The sequence below is a fragment of the Paraburkholderia sp. BGA-UO-ETr-F21 genome (assembly GCF_059567925.1).
The window spans coordinates 111,015-131,553 of record NZ_JCAQOY010000038.1; the positions used below are offsets into that span (position 1 = coordinate 111,015).

Genomic DNA, 20,539 nt, shown 5'->3' on the forward strand with positions numbered 1-20,539 from the left:
GGAGTGGCGCGCTTTGTCGAGCGCGCCCGCCGTCAAAAAAAGCAGTAAAAATAGCGCGCCGCGTGAGGGATCAAGCGGCGCGCTGTCATTTCCGGGATAATCACGGTCTCGCAACGCAGCGCCGGTTGCCGACGAAGGCCGGCGGAGGCGGTGAGTTTCCGCGCATAAACCGCCCCAGAGACTAGGCTCTGGCCGCAGCCGCAGCCGCAGCCGCAGCCGCAGCCGCAGCCGCAGCCGCAGCCGACCGCTCGCGGCGCACATTCGCAATACTGCCAAATCGATTCACTCGCGATTCACCCGATGACCACATTCCCCACCCTCGACGCGTGGCTCACGCACCTCGAATCCGCGCATCCGGTCGGCATCGACATGGGTCTGGCCCGCATCACCCAGGTGCGTGACGCGATGCAATTGTCGTTCGCGTGCCCGGTCATCACGGTCGGCGGCACGAATGGCAAGGGTTCCACGTGCGCGATCCTCGAATCCATTCTGCTGCACGCTGGGTTCACGGTCGGCTGCCACACGTCACCGCATCTGCTGTCGTTTAACGAACGCGCGCGGGTGAACGGCGAAATGGCCAGCGACGCGGATCTGCTGCCGCACTTCGAGGCCGTCGAAACGGCGCGGCTGAGCCTCGCCGAACCGGTCACGCTGACCTACTTCGAATTCACGACGTTGGCGATCATGAGCCTGTTCGCTTCGCGCGGCCTGGATGCGGTGATTTTCGAAGTCGGCCTGGGCGGCCGTCTCGACGCGGTCAATATCCTCGATACGGATTGCGCGATCATCACCAGCATCGATATCGATCACACGGACTATCTCGGCGATACGCGAGAGAAAATTGCCTTCGAAAAAGCCGGCATTTTCCGGCCGGGCAAGCCGGCGATCTGCGCGGACCCGGTGCCGCCGCAATCGCTGATCGATTACGCTGAAAAAATCGGCGCGGAATTGTGGCTGTTCGGCCGCGATTTTCGTTACGAAGGCCAGGCAGGCAGCGAACGCCAGCAATGGAGCTACGTCGGCCCGACCATGCGGCGTTCAGCGCTGGCCTATCCGGCGCTGCGCGGCGCGAATCAGTTGATCAACACGTCAGCGGCGCTCGCTGGTCTCGAAGCGCTGCGTGACCGCTTGCCGGTGTCGGCCCAGGACATCCGCCTCGGCCTCGCGAATGTAGAACTGCCCGGGCGTTTCCAGGTGCTGCCGGGCAAACCTGCCATTGTGCTCGATGTCGGTCACAATCCGCATGCGGCCGCCGTGCTGACGCAAAACCTCGGGAACATGGGCTTCTTCCCGTACACGTACGCGGTGTTCGGCGCAATGCGCGACAAGGACATAGCCGGTGTACTGGCGCATCTGAAAGGCGAAATCGACCATTGGTGCGTGACCGATTTGCCGACGCCGCGGGCGGCGTCAGCGGAGGAGCTCGAAGCGGCATTGCGCGAGCAGGGCGTGGGCGAGGGCGCCGACAGCAGCGTGACGCGCTACGCGACACCAGCAGAGGCTTTCCAAGACGCGCTAAAACGAGCGTCAGAGAATGATAGAATCGTGGTTTTCGGCAGTTTCTATACGGTAGCAGGCGTCATGGCCTACCGTAAATCGCAGCAACACTGAACGGGCGCCAGGCTCGAACCAAGCGATTCATGGGAATTTTCTCGTTCGGCAAGAAAGACGACGCGCCCAACCGGCGCGGCGCAAATACCAGTTCCACCCGGGCCGCCCGTGGCGAGCGCGTGGAGCGGCGAACCCGCCGCACGGAGCGCACCGTCGACGCCGATGCGATGCTGCTCGACCCTACGTTGCCGGAAAAGCAGCGTGCGCGTCGCCGCCTGGTGGGCGCGATCGCAATGGTCGTGGCCGCGGTCGTCATCTTGCCGATGGTGCTGGACTCGCACCCCAAGCCCGTCACAGACGACATCTCCATCGACATTCCAAGCCGTCCCGCGCCGAAGCTCGCCAAAGCCGAGGAAGACACGCAGGCCGGTGTAGCACCCGACAATCCCACGCCAGACTCAGCACTCGCCGCATCCGGTCTCGCGCCGGCCACGGCAGCAGCCAAGCAAGCCCAACCTGGCGTCACGAAACAATCGAGCGCGGAAGCAAACGCCGCGGCAGCCTCCGCGGTCAAGCCGGCGACGAAACCGCAGGCGCCGTCCGTTGCTGCCAACACCACGCCGGCGGCGCCCGCAGCGCCAGCCAAGCCCCCGGTTACGCATAACGCCGCGACCGTTCCGGCGCCGACCGCTCAGGCCACGAGTTCCGACGACACGAACACGGCCGCCAGCGCGGACGCGAATTCCGGCACGCCAGCTTCGCCGGCCGGCAGCCGTTTCGCCGTGCAACTCGGCGCGTTCGCGAACGACGCCAACGCGCGAAACTGGGCTGCCAAGTTGAAAGCGACAGGTGTGCCCACATATACCGAACATCGTAAGCAGGCAGACGGCTCCACGCTTACGTTACTGCGGGCCGGCCCGTTCGCCGACCGTGCAGCGGCTAGCGCCGCCATTGCAAAGGTTCGCGAGGCCGGCTTGATGTCGGGCGCGAACAGCGGCGCCGCACAGTAAGTCGGCGATGTTCACTGCCTTCGACTACGCTGTAATGGCGGTGATCGGTTTGTCGGCGTTGCGCGGCACATGGCGCGGGTTTTTGTCCGAGATATTCGGGTTGATCGGCTGGATCGCGGCATTTTTCATTGCTTGCCGCTTTGTCGGTTACGTCGTGCCGTTTATCCCGTCCAGTTGGCCGGGCGGCGCGTTGACCCAGTGGCTGCTGGCGTTCGCGCTGGTGGTGGTCGGTGTGGTGCTGGTGGCGAGCGTGCTGAACGCCCTCTTGAGCCGCATCGTGCAGGCAACCGGCTTGAGCGGCGTGGACCGCTCGCTCGGTTTGATGTTCGGCCTCGTGCGCGGGGTCATTCTGGTGCTGATTCTGGTCGCCCTGGCTGGCTTGACCGAACTGCCCCAACAGGAATTCTGGCGCAACGCCTTGCTTCGGCCCTATGCGGTCGAGGGCGTGCACGTAATGAAACCGCTGCTTCCCGAGACGCTTGCTGCCTACGTCCGAGTGTGACGATCAGGCGAGTGATGAGGGAAACGCAGCAGGACTCCGGCGCAAACCGGCTGCCGTTACGTTCGGTCGCGTAACTTGCATACGCTCCGAAGCAGGTCCCCTCGGGGACTCCGTTGCAGGCAGCGGTCGCCATGACGAATTTCGTACCTTTGAAGGACATGCCATGTGCGGCATCGTAGGCGTAGTTTCCCACTCTCCGGTCAATCAGCTGATCTATGACAGCCTGCTGCTTCTGCAGCATCGCGGTCAGGACGCCGCCGGCATCGCGACAGCGAACGGCAGCAATTTCCACATGCACAAGGCCAACGGCATGGTGCGCGACGTGTTCCGCACGCGCAACATGCGCAGCCTGCCCGGCACGACCGGTATCGGCCAGGTCCGCTACCCGACCGCTGGTTCCGCGTCGAGCGAAGAAGAAGCCCAGCCGTTCTACGTGAACGCGCCGTTCGGCATCATCCTCGCGCACAACGGCAATCTGACCAACTGGCAGCAGTTGAAAGATGAGATGTTCCGCATCGATCGGCGCCACATCAATACCAATTCCGACACGGAAGTGATGCTCAACGTGCTCGCGCACGAACTGCAGCTCTCCAGCTCGGGCCTGCAACTCGATCCGGCCGCGCTGTTCAACGCCGTGTCGGGCGTGCATCGCCGGGTGCGCGGTTCGTACGCAATCGTGTCGCTGATCGCGGGCTACGGCCTGCTGGGTTTCCGTGACCCGTTCGGCATCCGCCCGCTGTGCCTCGGCAAGCAGGAAACGGCCGAAGGCGTCGAGTGGATCCTGGCGTCGGAATCGGTGGCGATCGAAGGTATCGGCTTTGAATTCGTGCGCGACGTGGCGCCGGGCGAAGCGGTTTTTATCGACATCGAAGGTAATCTGCACTCGCAGCAATGCGCGACGAACCCGAGCCTGAACCCGTGCATTTTCGAACTCGTGTATCTCGCGCGTCCGGACTCGGTGCTCGACGGCGTGCCGGTCTACAACGTGCGCCTGCGCATGGGCGACTACCTCGCCGAGAAGATCAAGCGCGAACTGCCCGACGTTCCAATCGACGTCGTGATGCCGATTCCCGATTCGTCCCGTCCGGCCGCGATGCAGGTCGCGAAGAAGCTGGGCGTGGAATACCGTGAAGGCTTCTTCAAGAACCGTTACGTCGGCCGTACCTTCATCATGCCGGGCCAGGCTGTGCGCAAGAAGTCGGTGCGCCAGAAGCTGAACGCCATGGGCATCGAGTTCAAGGGCAAGAACGTGCTGATCGTCGACGACTCGATCGTGCGCGGCACCACGTCGCACGAAATCGTGCAGATGGCGCGCGACGCCGGCGCGAACAAGGTGATCTTCGCTTCGGCGGCGCCGCCGGTGAAGTTCCCGAACGTCTACGGCATCGACATGCCCACGCGCGGTGAACTGGTCGCCCACGGCCGCTCGGACGACGAAGTCGCGCGCATGATCGGCGCGGACCATCTCGTTTATCAGGACGTCGATGCGTTGAAGCAAGCGGTGCGCGACATCAACCCGGCGCTGAAGGAATTCGAAGCGTCGTGTTTCGACGGCAACTACGTGACCGGCGACGTCACTACCGAGTACCTCGACCGCATCGAGACCGCGCGTCTCGCGCCGTCGTCGCAGTCGGACCGCGACGCCGCGAGCGAAGCGATCGACGGTGGCGCGCCGGCCCGTTCGCAACTGCATCTGCAACTGTCGGTGGGTTGAACGCGGCCTGAACGATGCCGCTCGCGGCGTGGCACGCTGCACGCCACGCCGCGAGCGTGTTAGCATGATGGCTTGCGTCGATTTGAACTCAGCTTGCGGACGCGGGGCAACCCGAAACAGCTAAAGCGAATGGTGGACAAGCCGCATTCATCTACCTCCGCTCCAGCTTTCCCCCGCACATGAAGCCCGCTTATGCCGACGCAAAAGCGGGCTTTTTTGTCGCTGCCGTTCGGCAGCACGAGCGTCTCCCGTACGTGGGACGCACACGCCGAACGCAGCCATGGAACATTGGAAACCAGAACCAACATGGACGACTCCCTGAACTTCGATACGCTGGCAGTCCGCTCGGGCACGGTGCGCAGCGACTTCAACGAACATTCGGAAGCGATTTTCCTGACCTCGAGCTTCGTGTTCGCGAGTGCCGCGGACGCCGCCGAAAAATTCAAGAATTCCGAAGACAACTACACCTATTCGCGCTTCACGAATCCGACCGTCTCGATGTTCCAGGATCGCCTGGCCGCGCTCGAAGGCGGCGAGGCCTGCATGGCGACGGCGTCGGGCATGGCCGCGATCATGTCCGTGGTGATGTCGGCGTTGCAGGCGGGCGACCATCTGGTGAGCTCGCAGGCGCTGTTCGGCTCGACGCTCGGCATGTTCTCGCAGATCTTCAGCAAGTTCGGCATCACGACAACGTTCGTCGATCCGACCGATCTGGACGCATGGAAGAACGCCGTGCGTCCGGAGACGAAGATGTTCTTCCTCGAAACGCCGTCGAATCCGCTGACCGAAGTCGCCGACATCGAAGCGATCAGCAAGATCGCCAAGGCGTCGAACGCGATTTTCGTGGTCGATAACTGCTTCTGCAGCCCGGCCTTGCAACAGCCGCTGAAACTCGGCGCGGACGTCGTGATGCATTCGGCCACCAAGTTCCTCGACGGTCAGGGTCGCGTGCTGGGCGGCGCGCTGGTGGGCTCGAAGCAGTTCATCATGGAAAAGGTTTTCCCGTTCGTGCGTAGCGCCGGGCCGACGCTCTCCGCGTTCAACGCGTGGGTGCTGCTCAAAGGCATGGAAACGCTGTCGCTGCGCGTTGAAAAGCAGTCGGCGAATGCACTCGAAATTGCGCGTTGGCTGGAGACGCATCCGGCTGTGAATCGTGTGTTCTATCCGGGGCTGGAATCGCATCCGCAGCACGCGCTGGCCATGCGTCAGCAGAAGGCGGGCGGCGCGATCCTATCGTTCGAACTGAAGGGCGACACGCCCGAGCAGATGCGCGCGAATGCATGGCGAGTGATCGACAACACGAAGATCTGCTCGATCACCGGCAACCTCGGCGATACGCGTACCACCATCACGCATCCGGCGACGACCACGCACGGTCGCGTGACGCCGGAAGCGCGCGCGGCGGCCGGTATCAGCGAAGGTTTGATCCGTCTGGCTGTCGGTCTGGAAAACGCCGGCGATATCCGGGGCGATCTGGAGCGCGGTCTGGCGGGTTGAACGAAGATGTGAGCGTAAAGCTCGATGCGGGACAAGCGGGCCGCTCTGCCGGGCGGCTCGCGCAGTGAATATGTCCGCTGAAATTCGGTGTGGTGAGGCTCAGCGCAGTAGAACTCAGCGCTGTAAGACTCAAAGCTGTAAGACTCAAAGCAGTAAGACTCAACGCAGTAAGACTCAACGCAGTAAGACCCAGCGCAGTAAAACTCGTTGCGCTAAGACTCAACGCGGCACGCCGCCACGCGTGAAGATCCAGCGCGCCAAGACGCCACGCTGCAGAACCCGGCGCAGCAAACTCCACCGCGCTAAAAACTCAATGGCGCAACGCCCGCCATTGACCGGGCGCCAGCCCGAAACGTCGCGTGAACGCGTGCGTATACGCGCTCTGATCGCCGAAGCCGATATCCAACGCGATATCGGTCAACGAAAGGCGCGGATCGGCGAGCAATGTGAGCGACGTATCCAGACGCAGACGCTGCAAATAGCGATGCGGCGTTTCACCGAAGGCCTCGATAAAAAGCTGATGAAAGCGCCGCATACCGAACCCGCAATGGGCGGCAAGGTCGGCGATCCGCACAGGTTCTGACAGATGCGCGCGCAACCAGCGGTCAATACGCGCAAAGTCGAGACCGGCGCCGGCCTCCTGTGCGCCGGCCGTCATGCCCGCGTCGGCCACCAGCGCGGCGCCGAGGCGTGCTGCTGCGTCCCAATGAAAACGTCGTGTGTCCAGATCGTCGCCTTGAGCGCCGCCGGTGGCGTGCGCGGCGATGCGATGTACAAGCTGCGTCAGCGAGGCGTCCACCGTGACGGCCCGCGCGCGGTCGAACAGCCGTTCCGGCACCGCGAGCGACGACGCCGGCAAGTCCAGAACCAATTGCCGGTTCTCGCCGACGCCCGCGTAATCGTGTCGCGCGCCCGCCGGAATGAGCCACGCGGAGCCGGCGTCGATCCGGTGCGCGACGCCGCCTACCGCCATTACCATCGCGCCGTCGAGTCCCAGCACGACCTGATGAAAGTCGTGCACGTCCGACGCTTCGATTGCGCCGTAGCGGCGCAATGAAACGCTAGGTGCGGTGACGGCGGGGTGACTCATAGCCGAGACGGTGCGCGGCAACAGAACGGCGAAAAAACTTAGACGCCGAGCAGTTCGACTTCGAATACGAGCGTCGCATTCGGCGGAATCACGCCGCCTGCGCCGCGCACGCCGTAGCCGAGTTGCGGCGGGATGGTCAGCTTGCGGGTGCCGCCGACCTTCATGCCTTGCACGCCTTCGTCCCAGCCCTTGATGACCATGCCGCCGCCCAGCACGAAAGCGAACGGGTCGTTGCGGTCCTTGCTCGAGTCGAACTTCTGACCATCGGTCAGCCAGCCGGTGTAGTGAACGCTGACGGTCTTGCCGGCCACTGCCTCGGCGCCGGTGCCTTCAACGATGTCTTCGTACTTCAAACCGGATTCGGTAGTCACAGTCGACATGTGTCGCTCCTTGGATCAAAAACGTAAAAACCGACATTGTAGGCGTGTTGACGCCGCGTCGCCCAGGAATGCCGCGTGGCACGCGGATTGCGTGAACACTGGTCGTCCGGCCAGGCTGAACGCGCCGGATCGCGTGCCTATAATGGGGCTTCTTTCAATCATCATGCACCGCCTGAGAGGGCTCGATCGTGACAACGTCTTCAACCGGAAATGCTGGCGCAAAGCTGGTGCCTTCCGGCTTCGCCGTCTCCGAACGCACCGCGCATCTGCGCGCTGAAACCGCGCTGTTCATGCGTGACCATGTGTTGTCACTGGTGTCGCACGACCTGCGTGGTCCATTGAATGCCATTCATAGCTGGGCCTACGTGCTGGAGCGCAAGCTCGACGCGAACGACCCCAACGCGCAACGCGCCGTCACCGGCATTCGTAATGGCGTGGATCAGCAGGTCAAGCTGCTCGAGACGATCGTGGACGCCACGCGCGCCGAAACCAAATCCCTGGCGCTTGCCTACGCGCCATTTTCCCTGCATCCGTTACTCGATGAGACGGCCGAAGAAGTCCGCTCGGGCCTCGCTCGCGCGCGCGGCGTGGAAGTCACGGTCGATTCGCAACTTGCCACCCAGCAGCTCAATGGCGACCGCGAACGCCTCGCGGCCGCGCTGTGGCTGATGCTTACGTTCGCGGTCGAAACGAGCGCGGAAGGCGCCACGGTCACGCTAGTCACGAAAGCGGATACGAGCGCATGGCACGCCAGCGTCGCGTACGAAACCAACAGCGCCGCGTTGGAAGCCCCCTCCCTGCCGCATGTTCTCGAAGCGTTTGCCCGCAAGCAGGCGCGCGAGCCGCGCGAAGCGAAGCGGATCGCGTGGGTGCTCGCGCTGTGCAAGCGCATTGCGGAAGCGCACGGCGGCAGTTTCGAGCAAGGCGACGCGACCGACGGCACCACGGCCACGCTCGCGCTGCGTGTCCCGCTGAACGCAACGGCTGCGAAATGAGCGGTTCGACATAGCTGCGTGCTCCGCGCGAAAAGTTTTCACCGAGCTTTCACCCTCTATACTGACAACTTTTGTTGCCGGAGCCTTTCGCTTTGATCCAGGTTGTCGCCCTTATCGGTGCATTGTTTCTCGTCGCCCTCAACGGCTTCTTTGTTGCCGCTGAATTCGGACTCGTCAAACTGCGGCAGACGCGCGTGCAAAGCCTTGCCACCAAACACGGCATGCGCGGACGTCTGCTGGGCAAGGTGCACGGACGCCTCGACGCTTACCTCTCCGCATGTCAGCTCGGCATCACGCTGGCGTCACTCGGGCTTGGCTGGATCGGCGAGCCCGCGTTCGCGGAATTGCTCACGCCGGTTTTCAGCCTTCTCGGCGTCGAATCGGAGAAACTGATCCACGGCATCTCGCTCTTCTTCGCGTTCTCGTGCATATCGTTCCTGCACATCGTGGTGGGCGAACTCGCGCCGAAGTCGCTGGCGATTCGCGAAGCGGAGAAGGTCTCGCTATGGGCCGCCACGCCGCTGTACAGCTTTTATTGGGCCATGTATCCGGCGATCTGGGTGCTCAATACGAGCGCCAACGCTGTGCTCAAACTGGCCGGGCTCGACGCCGATCACGGCCACGACTCGCACTATTCGACCGACGAACTCAAGCTGATCCTGCGCGGCCGGCGCGCCAACGTCGCGACGGAGTTGGGTTCGCCGGACGGCGCCTACAGCCAGGACGAGTGGAACACGATCGCGCACTCGCTGGATTTTTCGCGTATGACCGTATCGGACCTCATGCGTCCGGCCTACGAGATGATCGGCCTGCGCCGTGATCTGCCGTTGCGCGAAAACATGCAGGTGGTGGCGCGGCACCGCTTCAGCCGCTATCCGCTGTTCGAAGACGCATCCGGCGAACGCGTGGCCGGCATGATCCATTTGAAGGACTTGCTGTTGGCCCGCCACGCGGGCAGCACGCTCGACGATCTCTCCAAATACGCGCGCCCGGTGCAGTACGTCACGCCGGATTTGCCGGCGCTCGAACTGTTTCGACGCTTCCGCAAGGGCGCGCCGCACTTCGCGCTGGTCGGCCATAAGCGCGAGAAGCCGATCGGTTTCCTGACGCTCGACAATCTGCTAGGTGCACTGGTCGGCCAGATCCACGACGAATTCCGTCAGGGCGACGCCGACTGGACCCGCATGGACGACGGCACCTTGATGGGCAAGGGCAGCTTGCCGGTGGTGTCGCTGGAACGTGCGTTGGGCATCGACATCGACGAGGGCAAGGCCGAATCGGTCGGCGGCCTCGTCATTCAGGCGCTCAACGATCTGCCCACCGAAGGGCAGCGAATCGAGTTCGACCGCTTCGACGTGGTGGTCAAGAAGATGAAAGGGCCGCGTATTGTGCTCGTGCGCGTCTATCCGAAAACTTTCGACGACGAAGGCGGTTAACGCGCAATTGCGCCGCCCAACTCAGCGAGAGGCAATATCCGAAGGAGCGCGCTGCAGCGTCGCGCAGGTAGAATTGGCGTCCACACCATTGGGGGCGACATGGGATATCTGCTGGTGCTGTGCGTCGGATTGCTGGCCGGCACATTGAGCGGCGTGGTCGGCACCGGCTCGTCGATGATGCTGATGCCTGTCCTCGTGATGCTGTTCGGTCCGCAACAGGCAGTGCCCATCATGGCGATCGCGGCAATCATGGGCAACTTCGGCAAGGTTCTCGCGTGGTGGCGCGAGATCGACTGGCGTGCGTGCGGCGCCTACTGTGTGACCGCCGTGCCGGGTGCGGCACTGGGCGTGCGCACGCTGCTCGCGTTGCCGCCGCACGCGGTCGAAATTGCGTTGGGTTTGTTCTTTGTCGCCATGGTGCCCACGCGGCGTTGGCTCGCGCGGCGCGCCATCAAGTTCTCGTTGTGGCAGCTTTCCCTGATTGGTGGCGCGGTGGGTTTTCTCACCGGAATCGTCGTGTCTACCGGCCCGATTACGGTACCTGTTTTCATGTCCTATGGTCTCGTGAAGGGCGCTTTCCTTGCGACCGAAGCGGCGGGCTCGCTGACCGTCTATGCCGCCAAAGTCGCGGTTTTCAATCATTTCGGCGCTTTGCCTTTACACGTGGTGATCGATGGCCTGATTACCGGCTCCGCGTTGATGGCCGGCTCGTTTGCCGCCCGGACAATCGTGGTTCGGATGAGTCCCACGACGTTCAAACTGGTGGTCGACGGGTTGATGCTGTCGTCGGGGCTGTCGCTGCTTTGGGCGGCGGGGCGCTAGGCCCGGCAGACGGCTTCCGAAAATCACGCCGCTTGCGCTTCTGCCTCCGATAAAAGACCCATAAGAAGGGGGTTTGAGCGCGTCCGCTCAAACCTCCTTCGCTCTGCCAATCTCGCGGATCAACTGCGTGGCACGCCGTCCTCCACCAATACCGCGATCGGCATGGCGCCCAATGCATCGCGCAGATACAACAATCCGTTCTCATCGACCTTGGGCGCCGCGGGGCTTAGCCAATCGAACAGCGCTCTCGCGGACAGGTCGGGCGGCATCTCTACCGCCGTGTTCTCCCATTTCTCGGGATCGACCATCGGCAAATCGCCTTCCTCGCCGAGCAAACCGGCAGCGAGCCGGCTCGCCACCACCACGGCCCATGCATTGCCATGGCGGCGCGCAAACGCGATCACATTCGACGCATGCTTGCCGCGCACGGCGAGCGGCAGATATTCGCTGTGGCTCAGCAACTCGGGCAAATGCGCCCGCAATGCCAGCACGCGTTGCACCACTGCGAGTTTCACGCGTCCGTCATGCCAACTCGACAGGAATTCGGACGGCGGCGTTTGCGCGAGCCATGCCTCGCGTTTGGCGAAATCGACAGGCCGCCGGTTGTCCGGATCGACCAGACTGAAGTCCCACAACTCGGTGCCCTGATAAAGATCGGGAATCCCAGGCGACGCCAACCGCAACACCGTTTGCTGCAAGCTATTGAGCGCACCGGCACGGCCGATTCGCTCGACGAACGCGGACAATTCCTTCAGGAATCCGTCACGCCGCTGCGGCGCCAGGATGTCGAACAGGAACTCACGGCAGGCAGCTTCGTAGGCTTCGTCCGGGGCGAGCCAGTTGGTTTGCAGCTTGGCTTCGCGCAACGCCTTCAATTGCCATTGCGCAACGCGTTCGGCCAGTTCCTTCACGCCGGCTTCGTCGTCCGGTCGCAGGTCGGGCGGCCAGCAACCCACCAGCGTTTGATACAGCATCGCTTCGGCGGCGGGGCCGGGCGCCCAGTCGTAGCTCGTGTCCTGGCCGACGCTGCTGACCGGCTTGCCGTCGAGCGCACGACGATGCGGCGCATTCAGCGTGGACCACGCACGCAGCGTCGCGCTCCAGTCTTGCGCGATCTCACTCAAGACAGCGATCCGCGCGCGCACGTCTTCGCCACGTTTGTGATCGTGGGTAGCGGTCGCGAGCATGGCGTGTGGGAAGCGCTGGGATCGCTCCAGATTCGACGCATGAAACTGTTCGACCGACAACGAGAACTCGCCCGGGTCCGCACCGACTTCATTGCGCGACAGCAACCGGCCATAGCGATAGCACGCCGTGTCTTCCACAGCCTTCGCGGCAACCGGCGCGGTCAATTGCGAGAACAGCGTCTGCGCGGTGCGCCGCGCGGAACCGGCATGACTCGGCGGCGCGCCGTTCGGGCTTTGCTGCTGCGGCACGCCGCTTCGTCCGGCCGGCGCTTCTTCGACGCTGCCGCCAAGCCACGCATTCACGCGTTCGAGTGCGACATGGTCCGCGCGCGCAAGCGAGCGTCGCGCGCCCTCCAAGGCCTGCTCGAAATAGACGTTATCCGCCGTGCTGCGCAGACCGTTCTGCGGATAGATTCGATATACCGGAAAGTGCACGACCAGCTCAGTCAGCACACGCCGCAGCGTGGTGAACGTGAAATCGCGCGTGGTCAGCGAATCGCGTGCAATGCGATGCAAGGCGCGCGCCGCGCGGTCCAGTTCCGCCGAGAGGTTTTCCGCGAGGATCTTGCGGCGCGCGGCGAGGGCTTCGTCGGCGAAACGCGGGCTGCGGCCAGTCAGTTCGGCCCACGTTTGCGCGAGCGGCTCGGCGCCGGCCGGATCGTGCAGCAACGCACCCACGTCGTTCATGAAGTCATAGCCGGTCGTGCCGTCCACCGGCCAATCGTCGCGCAGCGGTTCGCCACGTCCGAGAATCTTTTCGACCACCACATACGGCGCGGTGTCGCGCAGTTCAGTGAGCCGCTGCCGCAAACGCTGACAGTACTCACGCGGCTCCGCGAGGCCGTCGACATGGTCGATCCGCAAGCCGTCCACCACGCCTTCCTGATACAGGCGGAAAGGCAGCGCATGGACGGCCTCGAACACTTCGGGCCGTTCCACGCGCACACCGGCGAGCGTCGAGATGTCGAAGAAACGCCGCCAGTTCACTTCGTCGGACGCGGTGCGCCACCACGCAAGGCGGAAGTGCTGCCGCTCGATCAGCCGATGCAGGCGGTCACGCGTCACCGGGTCGCCCGATGAATACGTTTCGAGTGCGAACTCGATCGCCGAGCCGCCGTTCTGCGCGACGAACTCGCGCAGCATGTCGCGGCCTTCGGCTGCGCGCGGATGATCGGTGGGCTGGGTCGTCAGTCCGTGGAAACGCTCGGCGAGCGCGTTGAGATCGGAGCGGTCGGCGCTTTGCAGGATCGAGGCGTAGTCGGTCGGACACACCGGAAACACGTGCGGTCCGTAGCCGATATAAAAACGCCCCAGGTCGGCGGCGAAATGCAGCGCAATGCGGCCAGCCGCCAGTTCCTCGCCGTACGACGCACCGAGCGTGGGCAGCAGCACCTTGCCGCGCAACGCCGGATCGGGCGAATGCCAGTCCACGTCGAAGTGACGCGCATAAGCGCTGTGACGCCCCCATTCGAGGATATCGAGCCACCATGCGTTGCTGGAGCCGCCAACGCCCATATGGTTCGGCACCGTGTCGATGATCAGCCCCATGTCGTGCGCGCGCAATTTGTCGACGAGGCGTTTCAGGCCCGCCTCGCCGCCGCATTCGGCGCTGACCTGGGTGTAGTCGACGGTGTCGTAGCCATGCATGGAACCCGGCTCGGCCGTTGTGATGGGCGAAGCGTACACATGGCTGATGCCGAGCGCGGCGAAGTACTCGACGTGCTTCGCGGCATCGTCGAAGGTAAAGCCTCGATGGAACTGGAGGCGAAGCGTGGAGCGCGGGACGGTCATGGCGTATCAGGCTCCGAAGAAGCGTTGGAAGAAGGAACAGAGGCAGTGGCGGCGCGGCGCTCGCGATCGACCGCGAGCAGGCGGTCGCAGAAGGCGTCGTTCTCGAACAGTTCATTGACCGGCAAGGCGACGCGGCGCCGCCAGTTCGGATGCTCGTCGATCGAGCCGGGCAGGTTCGGCTGCTCGACCTGCGCGAGCAGATCTTCGAGCGGGAATGTCACCAGCGGGCCGGGCGTTGCGGCGACGAAGGCGAGCGCTTCGTCCACCGGCGCGTTGTCGGGCGGCGGCGCAGAGACGTGGTGCGCGGCCACGCCGGCCTGCTGGAACGCGCGCCACAACAATGCACGGTCTTTCGCGCGCTCTTCCTGGGCGGCTTCCTCGGGATCGCGGCCGTCGGCGCGCGCCATCGTCTGGCCGATCTTGTTGCGCCATGTAATGTCGCTGCCGCGCCACCAGCCGGCGACAGTCGGCAAATCATGCGTGGTCGTCGTGCCGACTGCATTGCGATCCCAGGCGGCGGGCGGCTTGAACCCTTTGCCGTCGTGCGCGCTCTCGAACCACAGCACACGAATGCCGGCAATGCCGTGCTCTTCGAGCCGCTCGCGAAAGCCGGGCGGCACGGTGCCGAGATCTTCACCAATCACGATGGAGCGATGCCGCCACGATTCGAGTGCGATCAGACGCAACAAGTCTTCGAGCGGATAGCGCAGATAGGCGCCGTTACGCGCGCTTTCGCCTTCCGGCACGAGCCATAGCCGCCGCAAGCCGAGAATATGATCGATGCGGATGCCGCCGGCATGCGCGAAGGCCGCGCGCAGCATGTCGATAAAGGCGGAGAAGCCCTGCATGCGCATGGCACGCGGGGAGAACGTGGTGAGCCCCCATGCCTGCCCGGCCTGGTTGAACAGGTCTGGCGGTGCGCCGACCGATACGCCTTGCAGCATGTCGTCACGGTAGGACCATGCGTGACTGCCTGCGCTATCGCAGCCGACTGCGAGATCGGCGATCAGCCCGACGGACATGCCGGCATCGCGCGCCGCATGCTGCGCGTGCGACAAGCCCTTGGCGGCGAGCCATTGCAGAAACAGATGGAAATCGACCTCGTGACGATGGGCCTCGGCGAAGGCTTCGACTTCCGGGCTGCGCGGATCGCGCAACGCCTCGGGCCAGTTACGCCAATGTCCATTGCCGCCTTCCTGCGACAACTGCGCTGCCTGCAGTGCTTCGAAGCGTGCGTGATCTTCGAGCGCGCGTCCGGCGCGTTCGCAGAAGCCGTGAAATTCCAGCGCGCGCGCCGTGTTCTGCGCGCGATCGTTCGCGCAGAATTGCTCGTACAGCGCGCGCAAGACCTTCAGTTTCAACACTACCGCGTTCGGCCAGTCGATCAACGGCAAGTCTTCGAGTTTCGACCAGGTGTCGGTGGCCTGTGCGGCTTCGAGCGCGGCGTGGACCGCATTCGCGCCGAACACGGCGGCGGCGTCGATATGCGTGACGTTCAACCACAAACGCGACGACGGCGAGTACGGACTGAAGCGGTTCGGCTCCGCGCTGAACATGGCGTGAGTCGGGCTGACGGCGAGCGCGTGCGCGCCACGCTTCGCGCTTTCAACGGCGATCTGCGCCAGCGCGGAATAATCGCCGATGCCGCCGTCGCCGATCCGGCGCAAGCCGTACAACTGCGCCGCGATGCCCCACAGCGGCGGCGCGGGCGTGTCGTCGCCGGCGTCTTGATCGTGCAGCGTGCGCCAGGCGTCGGCGACGGTGTAGCAGCGCGGCGGCGCGACGGCGAGCGTCACCCGTTGCTCGTTGATCACGAGCGTGTGATAGCCAGGTTCGTCGATCGGTGCAAGCAAAGCTTCCTCGCCTTTGGGCGCCGTGAACCGGCCGTCGATGATGGAGCCGCTTTCGAGTTCGATCCGATAATGGCTGCCCGACTTGATCGCTGCGGCGGGCAGGGCGATGCCGCGCCCGACTTCCGCGGTCATCAATGGCGGGAGTTTGCGGCCCGAAAGTTCGGCCTCCAGAGCAGCCGAACTCTGGCGGATTTGCGTAGCGTTGCCGCACGGCAAACCCATCCGCTCGAGCAGCACGGCGAGCGTGGTCTCGGGCACATGTTGCGTCGTATGGTGCGCGTCCTGCCACTCCACCTCGAAGCCGGCGCGCGAGGCGAGAGTGACGACAGTGTCGTGATGGCGTCGGGTTGTCACGCGTGGCGCTCCTGTTGACCCGCAATGCGCGCGTCGTGGTGGATCGCATAGTCGCTGACGTCGCCCGTCAGCCATGCGACGAACGCGTATGCAGGCAAGACCTTGACATCGACCTGTTCGCGCACGCGCGGCGGCGTTTCGAAAATGACCTTGCCGGCTGGACTTTCGGCCAACGCGACATTCTCTTTCGAGAGGTTCAGCGCAATCGACAACGTCTCGCCGTCGGCGAGTTTCCAGCGAGCGACGAGCGCATTGGCATCGCCGCCGTTCGCGGCGGTCAGCACGGTCACGCCGCACGCCTTGCTGTGTTTCAGACGCGGTGTGATCAATTTGGCCCGCACCGCCAGCGCGGATTTGTAGAAATGCATCCAGTCGAGCCGGTCTCTCGTTTCGTCGTCGCTGTACTGTGGCGCTTCATCCGGCGCGGGCGGCGACGATGCCGCGAACGTCTTCACGTCGTTCGGGTCGGGAATCTGGGCGCGCCGCTTCTCGTCGCTGAACGACGAAAAGCGCGCGAATTCACGGCGCCTTCCTTCGCGGACCGCGTCGGCGAGTTCGCCGGTGTAGTCGGTGAAAAACAGGAAGGGTCGCGTCGAGCCGTATTCCTCGTCCATGAATAGCAGCGGGATTTGCGGCGACAGCAGGAGCAGGGCGGTGGCGGCGCGCAACGCTTCGTCCGAGGTCAGTTTGCGCAAGCGCTCGCCGAACGCGCGGTTGCCGATCTGATCGTGGTTCTGCAGGAACATCACGAAAGACGTGGGCGGTAAATGTCCGCTCGCTTCGCCGCGCGGCTTGCCGTCATGAATCGGCGACGCGTCGCCCTGATAGGCAAAGCCTTCCGACAGTACGCGCGCGAGGCGGCGGATAGGCTGGTCCTCATACGCGTGGTAGTAGCCTTCCGTTTCGGCGGTCAGCAGAACGTGCAAGGTGTTGTGCGCGTCGTCGTTCCATTGCGCGTCGAAATGCGTTTCCAGCAGGCTCGCGCTGTTGTGCTCATTTTCCAGCACCAGATGCACATGCCGGCCGTGCTGCACTTTGGCGCGGATATGATCGGACAATTCGCGCAGCCACGCATGATTGTCGATGGCGTGCACCGCATCGAAACGCAAACCGTCGATGCGATATTCGTTGATCCAGTACACGGCGTTATCCGTGAAAAAATCGCTCACTTCACTGCGCTCGAAATCGATCGCCGGGCCCCACGGCGTGTGTGTGCCTTCGCGGAAAAACGAGCGGGCGTACTGGTGCAGATAATTGCCGTCCGGTCCGAAGTGGTTGTAGACCACGTCGAGGAACACCATCAGGCCGAGGCCGTGTGCCGTGTCTATCAGCGCTTTCAACTCTTCCGGGCGGCCGTAGGCGGAATCAGGCGCATACGGCAGCACGCCGTCATAGCCCCAATTGTGCTTGCCGGGAAAGTCGTTCAGCGGCATCAGTTCGATGGCGGTGACACCGAGCGCGGCGAGCGCAGGCAGGCGCTTCTGCACGCCCGCATAGCCGCCCATGGCGCCAACGTGCAACTCGTACAGCACCGTTTCTTCCCAAGGGCGGCCGTGCCAGCCCGTCTGTTCCCACCGGTACGCGCGTGGATCGATGACTTCGCTCGGTCCATGCACGTCTTGCGGCTGAAAGCGCGATGCCGGATCGGGCACCGCATCTTCGCCGTCAAGCCGGAAGCGGTACAGCGTGCCCGCGCCGCTATCGACGCTTGCTTCGAACCAGCCATTGCCGGCGGGTGTCATGTCATGCGTGCCTTGAGCGGGTCCGTTCTCGATTTCCACCTGAACCTGCTTGCAGGAAGGCGCCCAGAAACGAAACCGCGTGCGCGGCTTCGTGCCCGCCGCGCCGATGAGTTGCGCGCCGAAAGGCAGACAATGCGCGTGATGATGCGCGTGGGGATCAATCGGACTTTCGGACATGATTCGTCACCATTCAGTTTTACTTTCGAGCCGCGTTGTGACGCGTCGATCGCGCCGCGATACCCGACGCACCATGAAGCGGCCGCCCTGCATGTTGCCGTGCCTCGCCGTGCTTCGCCGCCGCTGCCGCCTAAGTGGTCGGCGACGGATCGTTACTGGGCGGATGCGCACCCGGATCGGGCGGAAGCGCCGTGAGGAGCCGCGGCCCGTGTTGCGGGCCGGGTTTCCAGCCTGCCTGCCAGTCGGCTTCGCCCACCGGCTGCGCGGCCAGCATCACGAGGCTATGCGCGGCCACTTCGACCTCTGAAACCGCCAGCCGATGCGGCGCGCTCTCCGGTTCAGCAGTGTCTAACAGCACGTGCCATTCCAGATGCGGTGCGGGCGGCGTAAACCGCAGTGTTTTCTCGTTGGCGTTGAGCATCATCAACAATACTTCTGTTTCGCCGTTTAAGCCTGGCCCTGCGCGACGCAGTGTGAACGCGCGGCCTTCGGGGTCCTGCCAGGCTTCGATGGTGAGCGGATCGCCGCGTTCGTCGAACCAGCCCACATCGAACAGGCCCGGCAGCACTTCACGATCGCCGAACAGAAAACGCGTTTCACGCAGCAGCGGATGGTGCTTGCGCAGCGCGATCACGCGCGCGACGAACGCGCTCATCTGGCGTCCGTCCGGCGACTCCGCGCGTTCCCAGTCGAGCCACGATATTTCGTTGTCCTGGCAGTACGCATTGTTGTTGCCGTTCTGCGTGCGCAGCGATTCGTCGCCGGCCAGCACCATTGGCGTGCCGAGCGCCATCAACAGCGTGGCGATCAGCGAACGGGCCACGCGTTTGCGGGTAGCGAGAATCGCCGGGTCGTCACTCGGGCCCTCGGCACCCCAATTGCGGCTGCAATTCTCGTTGTGGCCGTCGTTGTTGTCTTCGCGATTGGCTTCGTTGTGCTTCTGCTCGTAAGCGGTGACGTCGGCTAACGTAAATCCGTCATGCGACGTGACAAAATTGACCGACGCCCACGGCTTCCTGAAGCGTCGGTTGAACAGATCGGCCGAGCCGGTCAGACGCGCGGCGAGATCGGGCCGCAAGCCGGCGTCGCCGCGCCAGAAACGGCGCACGGTGTCGCGGAACCGATCGTTCCATTCGCCGAAGCCCGGCGGATGATTACCCAGCTGATAACCACCCGGCCCGATATCCCACGGCTCCGAAATCAGCTTGCGTTGCGACAGGATCGGGTCCTGGCGCAACGCGTCGAAGAAGCCGGAGCCTGGATCGAAGCCGTGTTGCTCGCGGCCGAGCGTCACGCCGAGATCGAAACGGAAGCCGTCGATATTGAATGCCGTCGACCAGTAGCGCAGCGAATCCATCACCATTTGCAGCACACGCGGATGCGGCAGGTTCACGGTATTGCCGCAACCGGTGTCGTTAATATGGTGACGTTCGTCGCCGGGAATCAACCGGTAGTAGCTGGCGTTATCGAGCCCGCGCCACGACACGGTCGGGCCCATCTCGTTGCCTTCGCAGGTGTGGTTGTAGACCACATCGAGAATGACCTCGATGCCGGCCGCGTGCAACTGGCGCACGGCAATGCGCATTTCGTCGAGCCGGTGCGTGCTGAGGTAAGACGGTTCCGGCGCGAAAAACGCCGCCGTGTTGTAACCCCAGTAGTTGCGCAGGCCGCGCTCCACCAGAAAGCGGTCGTTGAGAAACGCATGCACGGGCAGTAACTCGACCGCGGTCACGCCGAGTTTCAGCAGATGGTCGATGAACTCCGGCGAAGCCAGCGCCGCGAACGTGCCGCGTTCGTGCTGGCGTAAATCCGCACGCAACATGGACGCACCACGCACATGCGTCTCGTAGACGATGGTTTCACCCCAAGGCACATTCGGGCGCTTGTCGTGCGACCAGTCGAATGCCTCGTCGATCACCACGCACTTTGGCATGGCCGGCGCCGAGTCGCGCCGGTCGATGGAAAGGTCCGCGCGATTCGAATGCACCCGGTAGCCGAACAGCGCATCCGACCAGCGAAACTGTCCCACCAGCTTGCGCGCGTACGGATCGAGCAGCAGCTTGTGCGGATTGAAGCGATGCCCATGTTGCGGCTGATACGGCCCGTGCGCGCGAAACCCGTAAGCGGTGCCCGGATGCGCGTTAGGCAGATAGCCGTGCCAGACTTCGTCGGTGCATTCGGGCAGCGTGTAACGGCGGATTTCCTTGCGGCCAGTGGGATCAAACAAACAAAGCTCGATTTTTTGCGCGTTCGCGGAGAACACCGCAAAGTTGACGCCGAGGCCATCCCAACTGGCGCCGAGCGGATAGGGCGAGCCGGGCAGAAGCCGGTCGGGCATTGCATGCGACATGATTCCCCTTCCTGTTCTGATTGTTGAACGCTATCGTGGGTCTTCATGCAACGAGCGCGCGGCGCGAAATGTCGCACGCCGCGCGCTC

The 20,539-nt window shown here is 63.8% G+C and carries 14 protein-coding genes; 8 read left to right on the forward strand and 6 right to left on the reverse strand.

From position 1 onward, the window contains the following. The first annotated feature begins 300 nt into the window (after positions 1-300). The 5 genes from folC (at position 301) to AC57B1_RS28715 (ending at position 6,274) form a co-directional block, all read left to right on the forward strand. Complete coding sequence (folC, locus tag AC57B1_RS28695; RefSeq protein ID WP_496419385.1) at positions 301-1,611, forward strand: bifunctional tetrahydrofolate synthase/dihydrofolate synthase; 1,311 nt, start codon at positions 301-303, stop codon at positions 1,609-1,611. A 29-nt stretch (positions 1,612-1,640) separates the two neighbouring features. Next, entirely contained in the window at positions 1,641-2,561 is a 921-nt protein-coding gene (locus AC57B1_RS28700; protein WP_496419386.1) for an SPOR domain-containing protein, read from the forward strand. Positions 2,562-2,568: 7 nt separating this feature from the next. Beyond that, positions 2,569-3,063 carry a CvpA family protein gene (locus AC57B1_RS28705; protein WP_496419387.1) on the forward strand — a complete coding sequence of 165 codons (495 nt, stop codon included), beginning with the start codon at positions 2,569-2,571 and terminating at the stop codon, positions 3,061-3,063. A 163-nt stretch (positions 3,064-3,226) separates the two neighbouring features. Further along, complete coding sequence (gene purF / locus AC57B1_RS28710; RefSeq protein WP_091804841.1) at positions 3,227-4,777, forward strand: amidophosphoribosyltransferase; 1,551 nt, start codon at positions 3,227-3,229, stop codon at positions 4,775-4,777. A gap of 306 nt (positions 4,778-5,083) precedes the next feature. Further along, on the forward strand, positions 5,084-6,274 hold the full coding sequence (locus AC57B1_RS28715) for an O-succinylhomoserine sulfhydrylase (protein WP_091809005.1): 1,191 nt from the start codon (positions 5,084-5,086) through the stop codon (positions 6,272-6,274). A gap of 310 nt (positions 6,275-6,584) precedes the next feature. Here AC57B1_RS28715 and AC57B1_RS28720 read toward each other — a convergent pair whose 3' ends face one another. Beyond that, a complete protein-coding gene (locus tag AC57B1_RS28720; RefSeq protein WP_496419388.1) occupies positions 6,585-7,364 on the reverse strand; it encodes a helix-turn-helix domain-containing protein in 780 nt (259 codons plus the stop codon). A 38-nt stretch (positions 7,365-7,402) separates the two neighbouring features. Beyond that, positions 7,403-7,744 (reverse strand): FKBP-type peptidyl-prolyl cis-trans isomerase, encoded by a 342-nt coding sequence (locus AC57B1_RS28725; RefSeq protein ID WP_027803023.1) that lies wholly within the window; start codon positions 7,742-7,744, stop codon positions 7,403-7,405. 188 nt (positions 7,745-7,932) lie between these two features. Here AC57B1_RS28725 and AC57B1_RS28730 point away from each other — a divergent pair, with 188 nt between their 5' ends. The 3 genes from AC57B1_RS28730 (at position 7,933) to AC57B1_RS28740 (ending at position 10,997) form a co-directional block, all read left to right on the forward strand. Continuing rightward, the gene (locus tag AC57B1_RS28730) at positions 7,933-8,739 is read left to right on the forward strand and encodes a sensor histidine kinase (protein WP_496419389.1); all 807 of its coding nucleotides are present in this window, start codon (positions 7,933-7,935) and stop codon (positions 8,737-8,739) included. A 92-nt stretch (positions 8,740-8,831) separates the two neighbouring features. Further along, positions 8,832-10,175, forward strand: a complete 1,344-nt coding sequence (locus tag AC57B1_RS28735) for a hemolysin family protein (RefSeq protein WP_496419390.1) — start codon at positions 8,832-8,834, stop codon at positions 10,173-10,175. 99 nt (positions 10,176-10,274) lie between these two features. Further along, positions 10,275-10,997 carry a sulfite exporter TauE/SafE family protein gene (locus tag AC57B1_RS28740; protein WP_091804832.1) on the forward strand — a complete coding sequence of 241 codons (723 nt, stop codon included), beginning with the start codon at positions 10,275-10,277 and terminating at the stop codon, positions 10,995-10,997. 119 nt (positions 10,998-11,116) lie between these two features. On the opposite strand, the gene treY is transcribed toward AC57B1_RS28740, so the two are convergent. The 4 genes from treY to glgX all read right to left on the reverse strand — a co-directional run bounded on the left by treY (position 11,117) and on the right by glgX (position 20,451). Next, positions 11,117-13,975: a malto-oligosyltrehalose synthase gene (gene treY / locus AC57B1_RS28745; RefSeq protein WP_496419391.1), complete on the reverse strand. Its 2,859-nt coding sequence runs from the start codon at positions 13,973-13,975 to the stop codon at positions 11,117-11,119. After that, positions 13,972-16,182 (reverse strand): 4-alpha-glucanotransferase, encoded by a 2,211-nt coding sequence (gene malQ / locus AC57B1_RS28750; RefSeq protein ID WP_496419392.1) that lies wholly within the window; start codon positions 16,180-16,182, stop codon positions 13,972-13,974. The genes treY and malQ overlap by 4 nt, the downstream gene beginning before the upstream one ends. Beyond that, positions 16,179-18,101 (reverse strand): malto-oligosyltrehalose trehalohydrolase, encoded by a 1,923-nt coding sequence (treZ, locus tag AC57B1_RS28755; protein ID WP_496419393.1) that lies wholly within the window; start codon positions 18,099-18,101, stop codon positions 16,179-16,181. Before treZ ends, malQ begins: the two co-directional genes overlap by 4 nt. A gap of 130 nt (positions 18,102-18,231) precedes the next feature. Further along, the gene (gene glgX / locus AC57B1_RS28760; protein WP_408348920.1) at positions 18,232-20,451 is read right to left on the reverse strand and encodes a glycogen debranching protein GlgX; all 2,220 of its coding nucleotides are present in this window, start codon (positions 20,449-20,451) and stop codon (positions 18,232-18,234) included. Between the last annotated feature and the right edge of the window lie 88 nt (positions 20,452-20,539).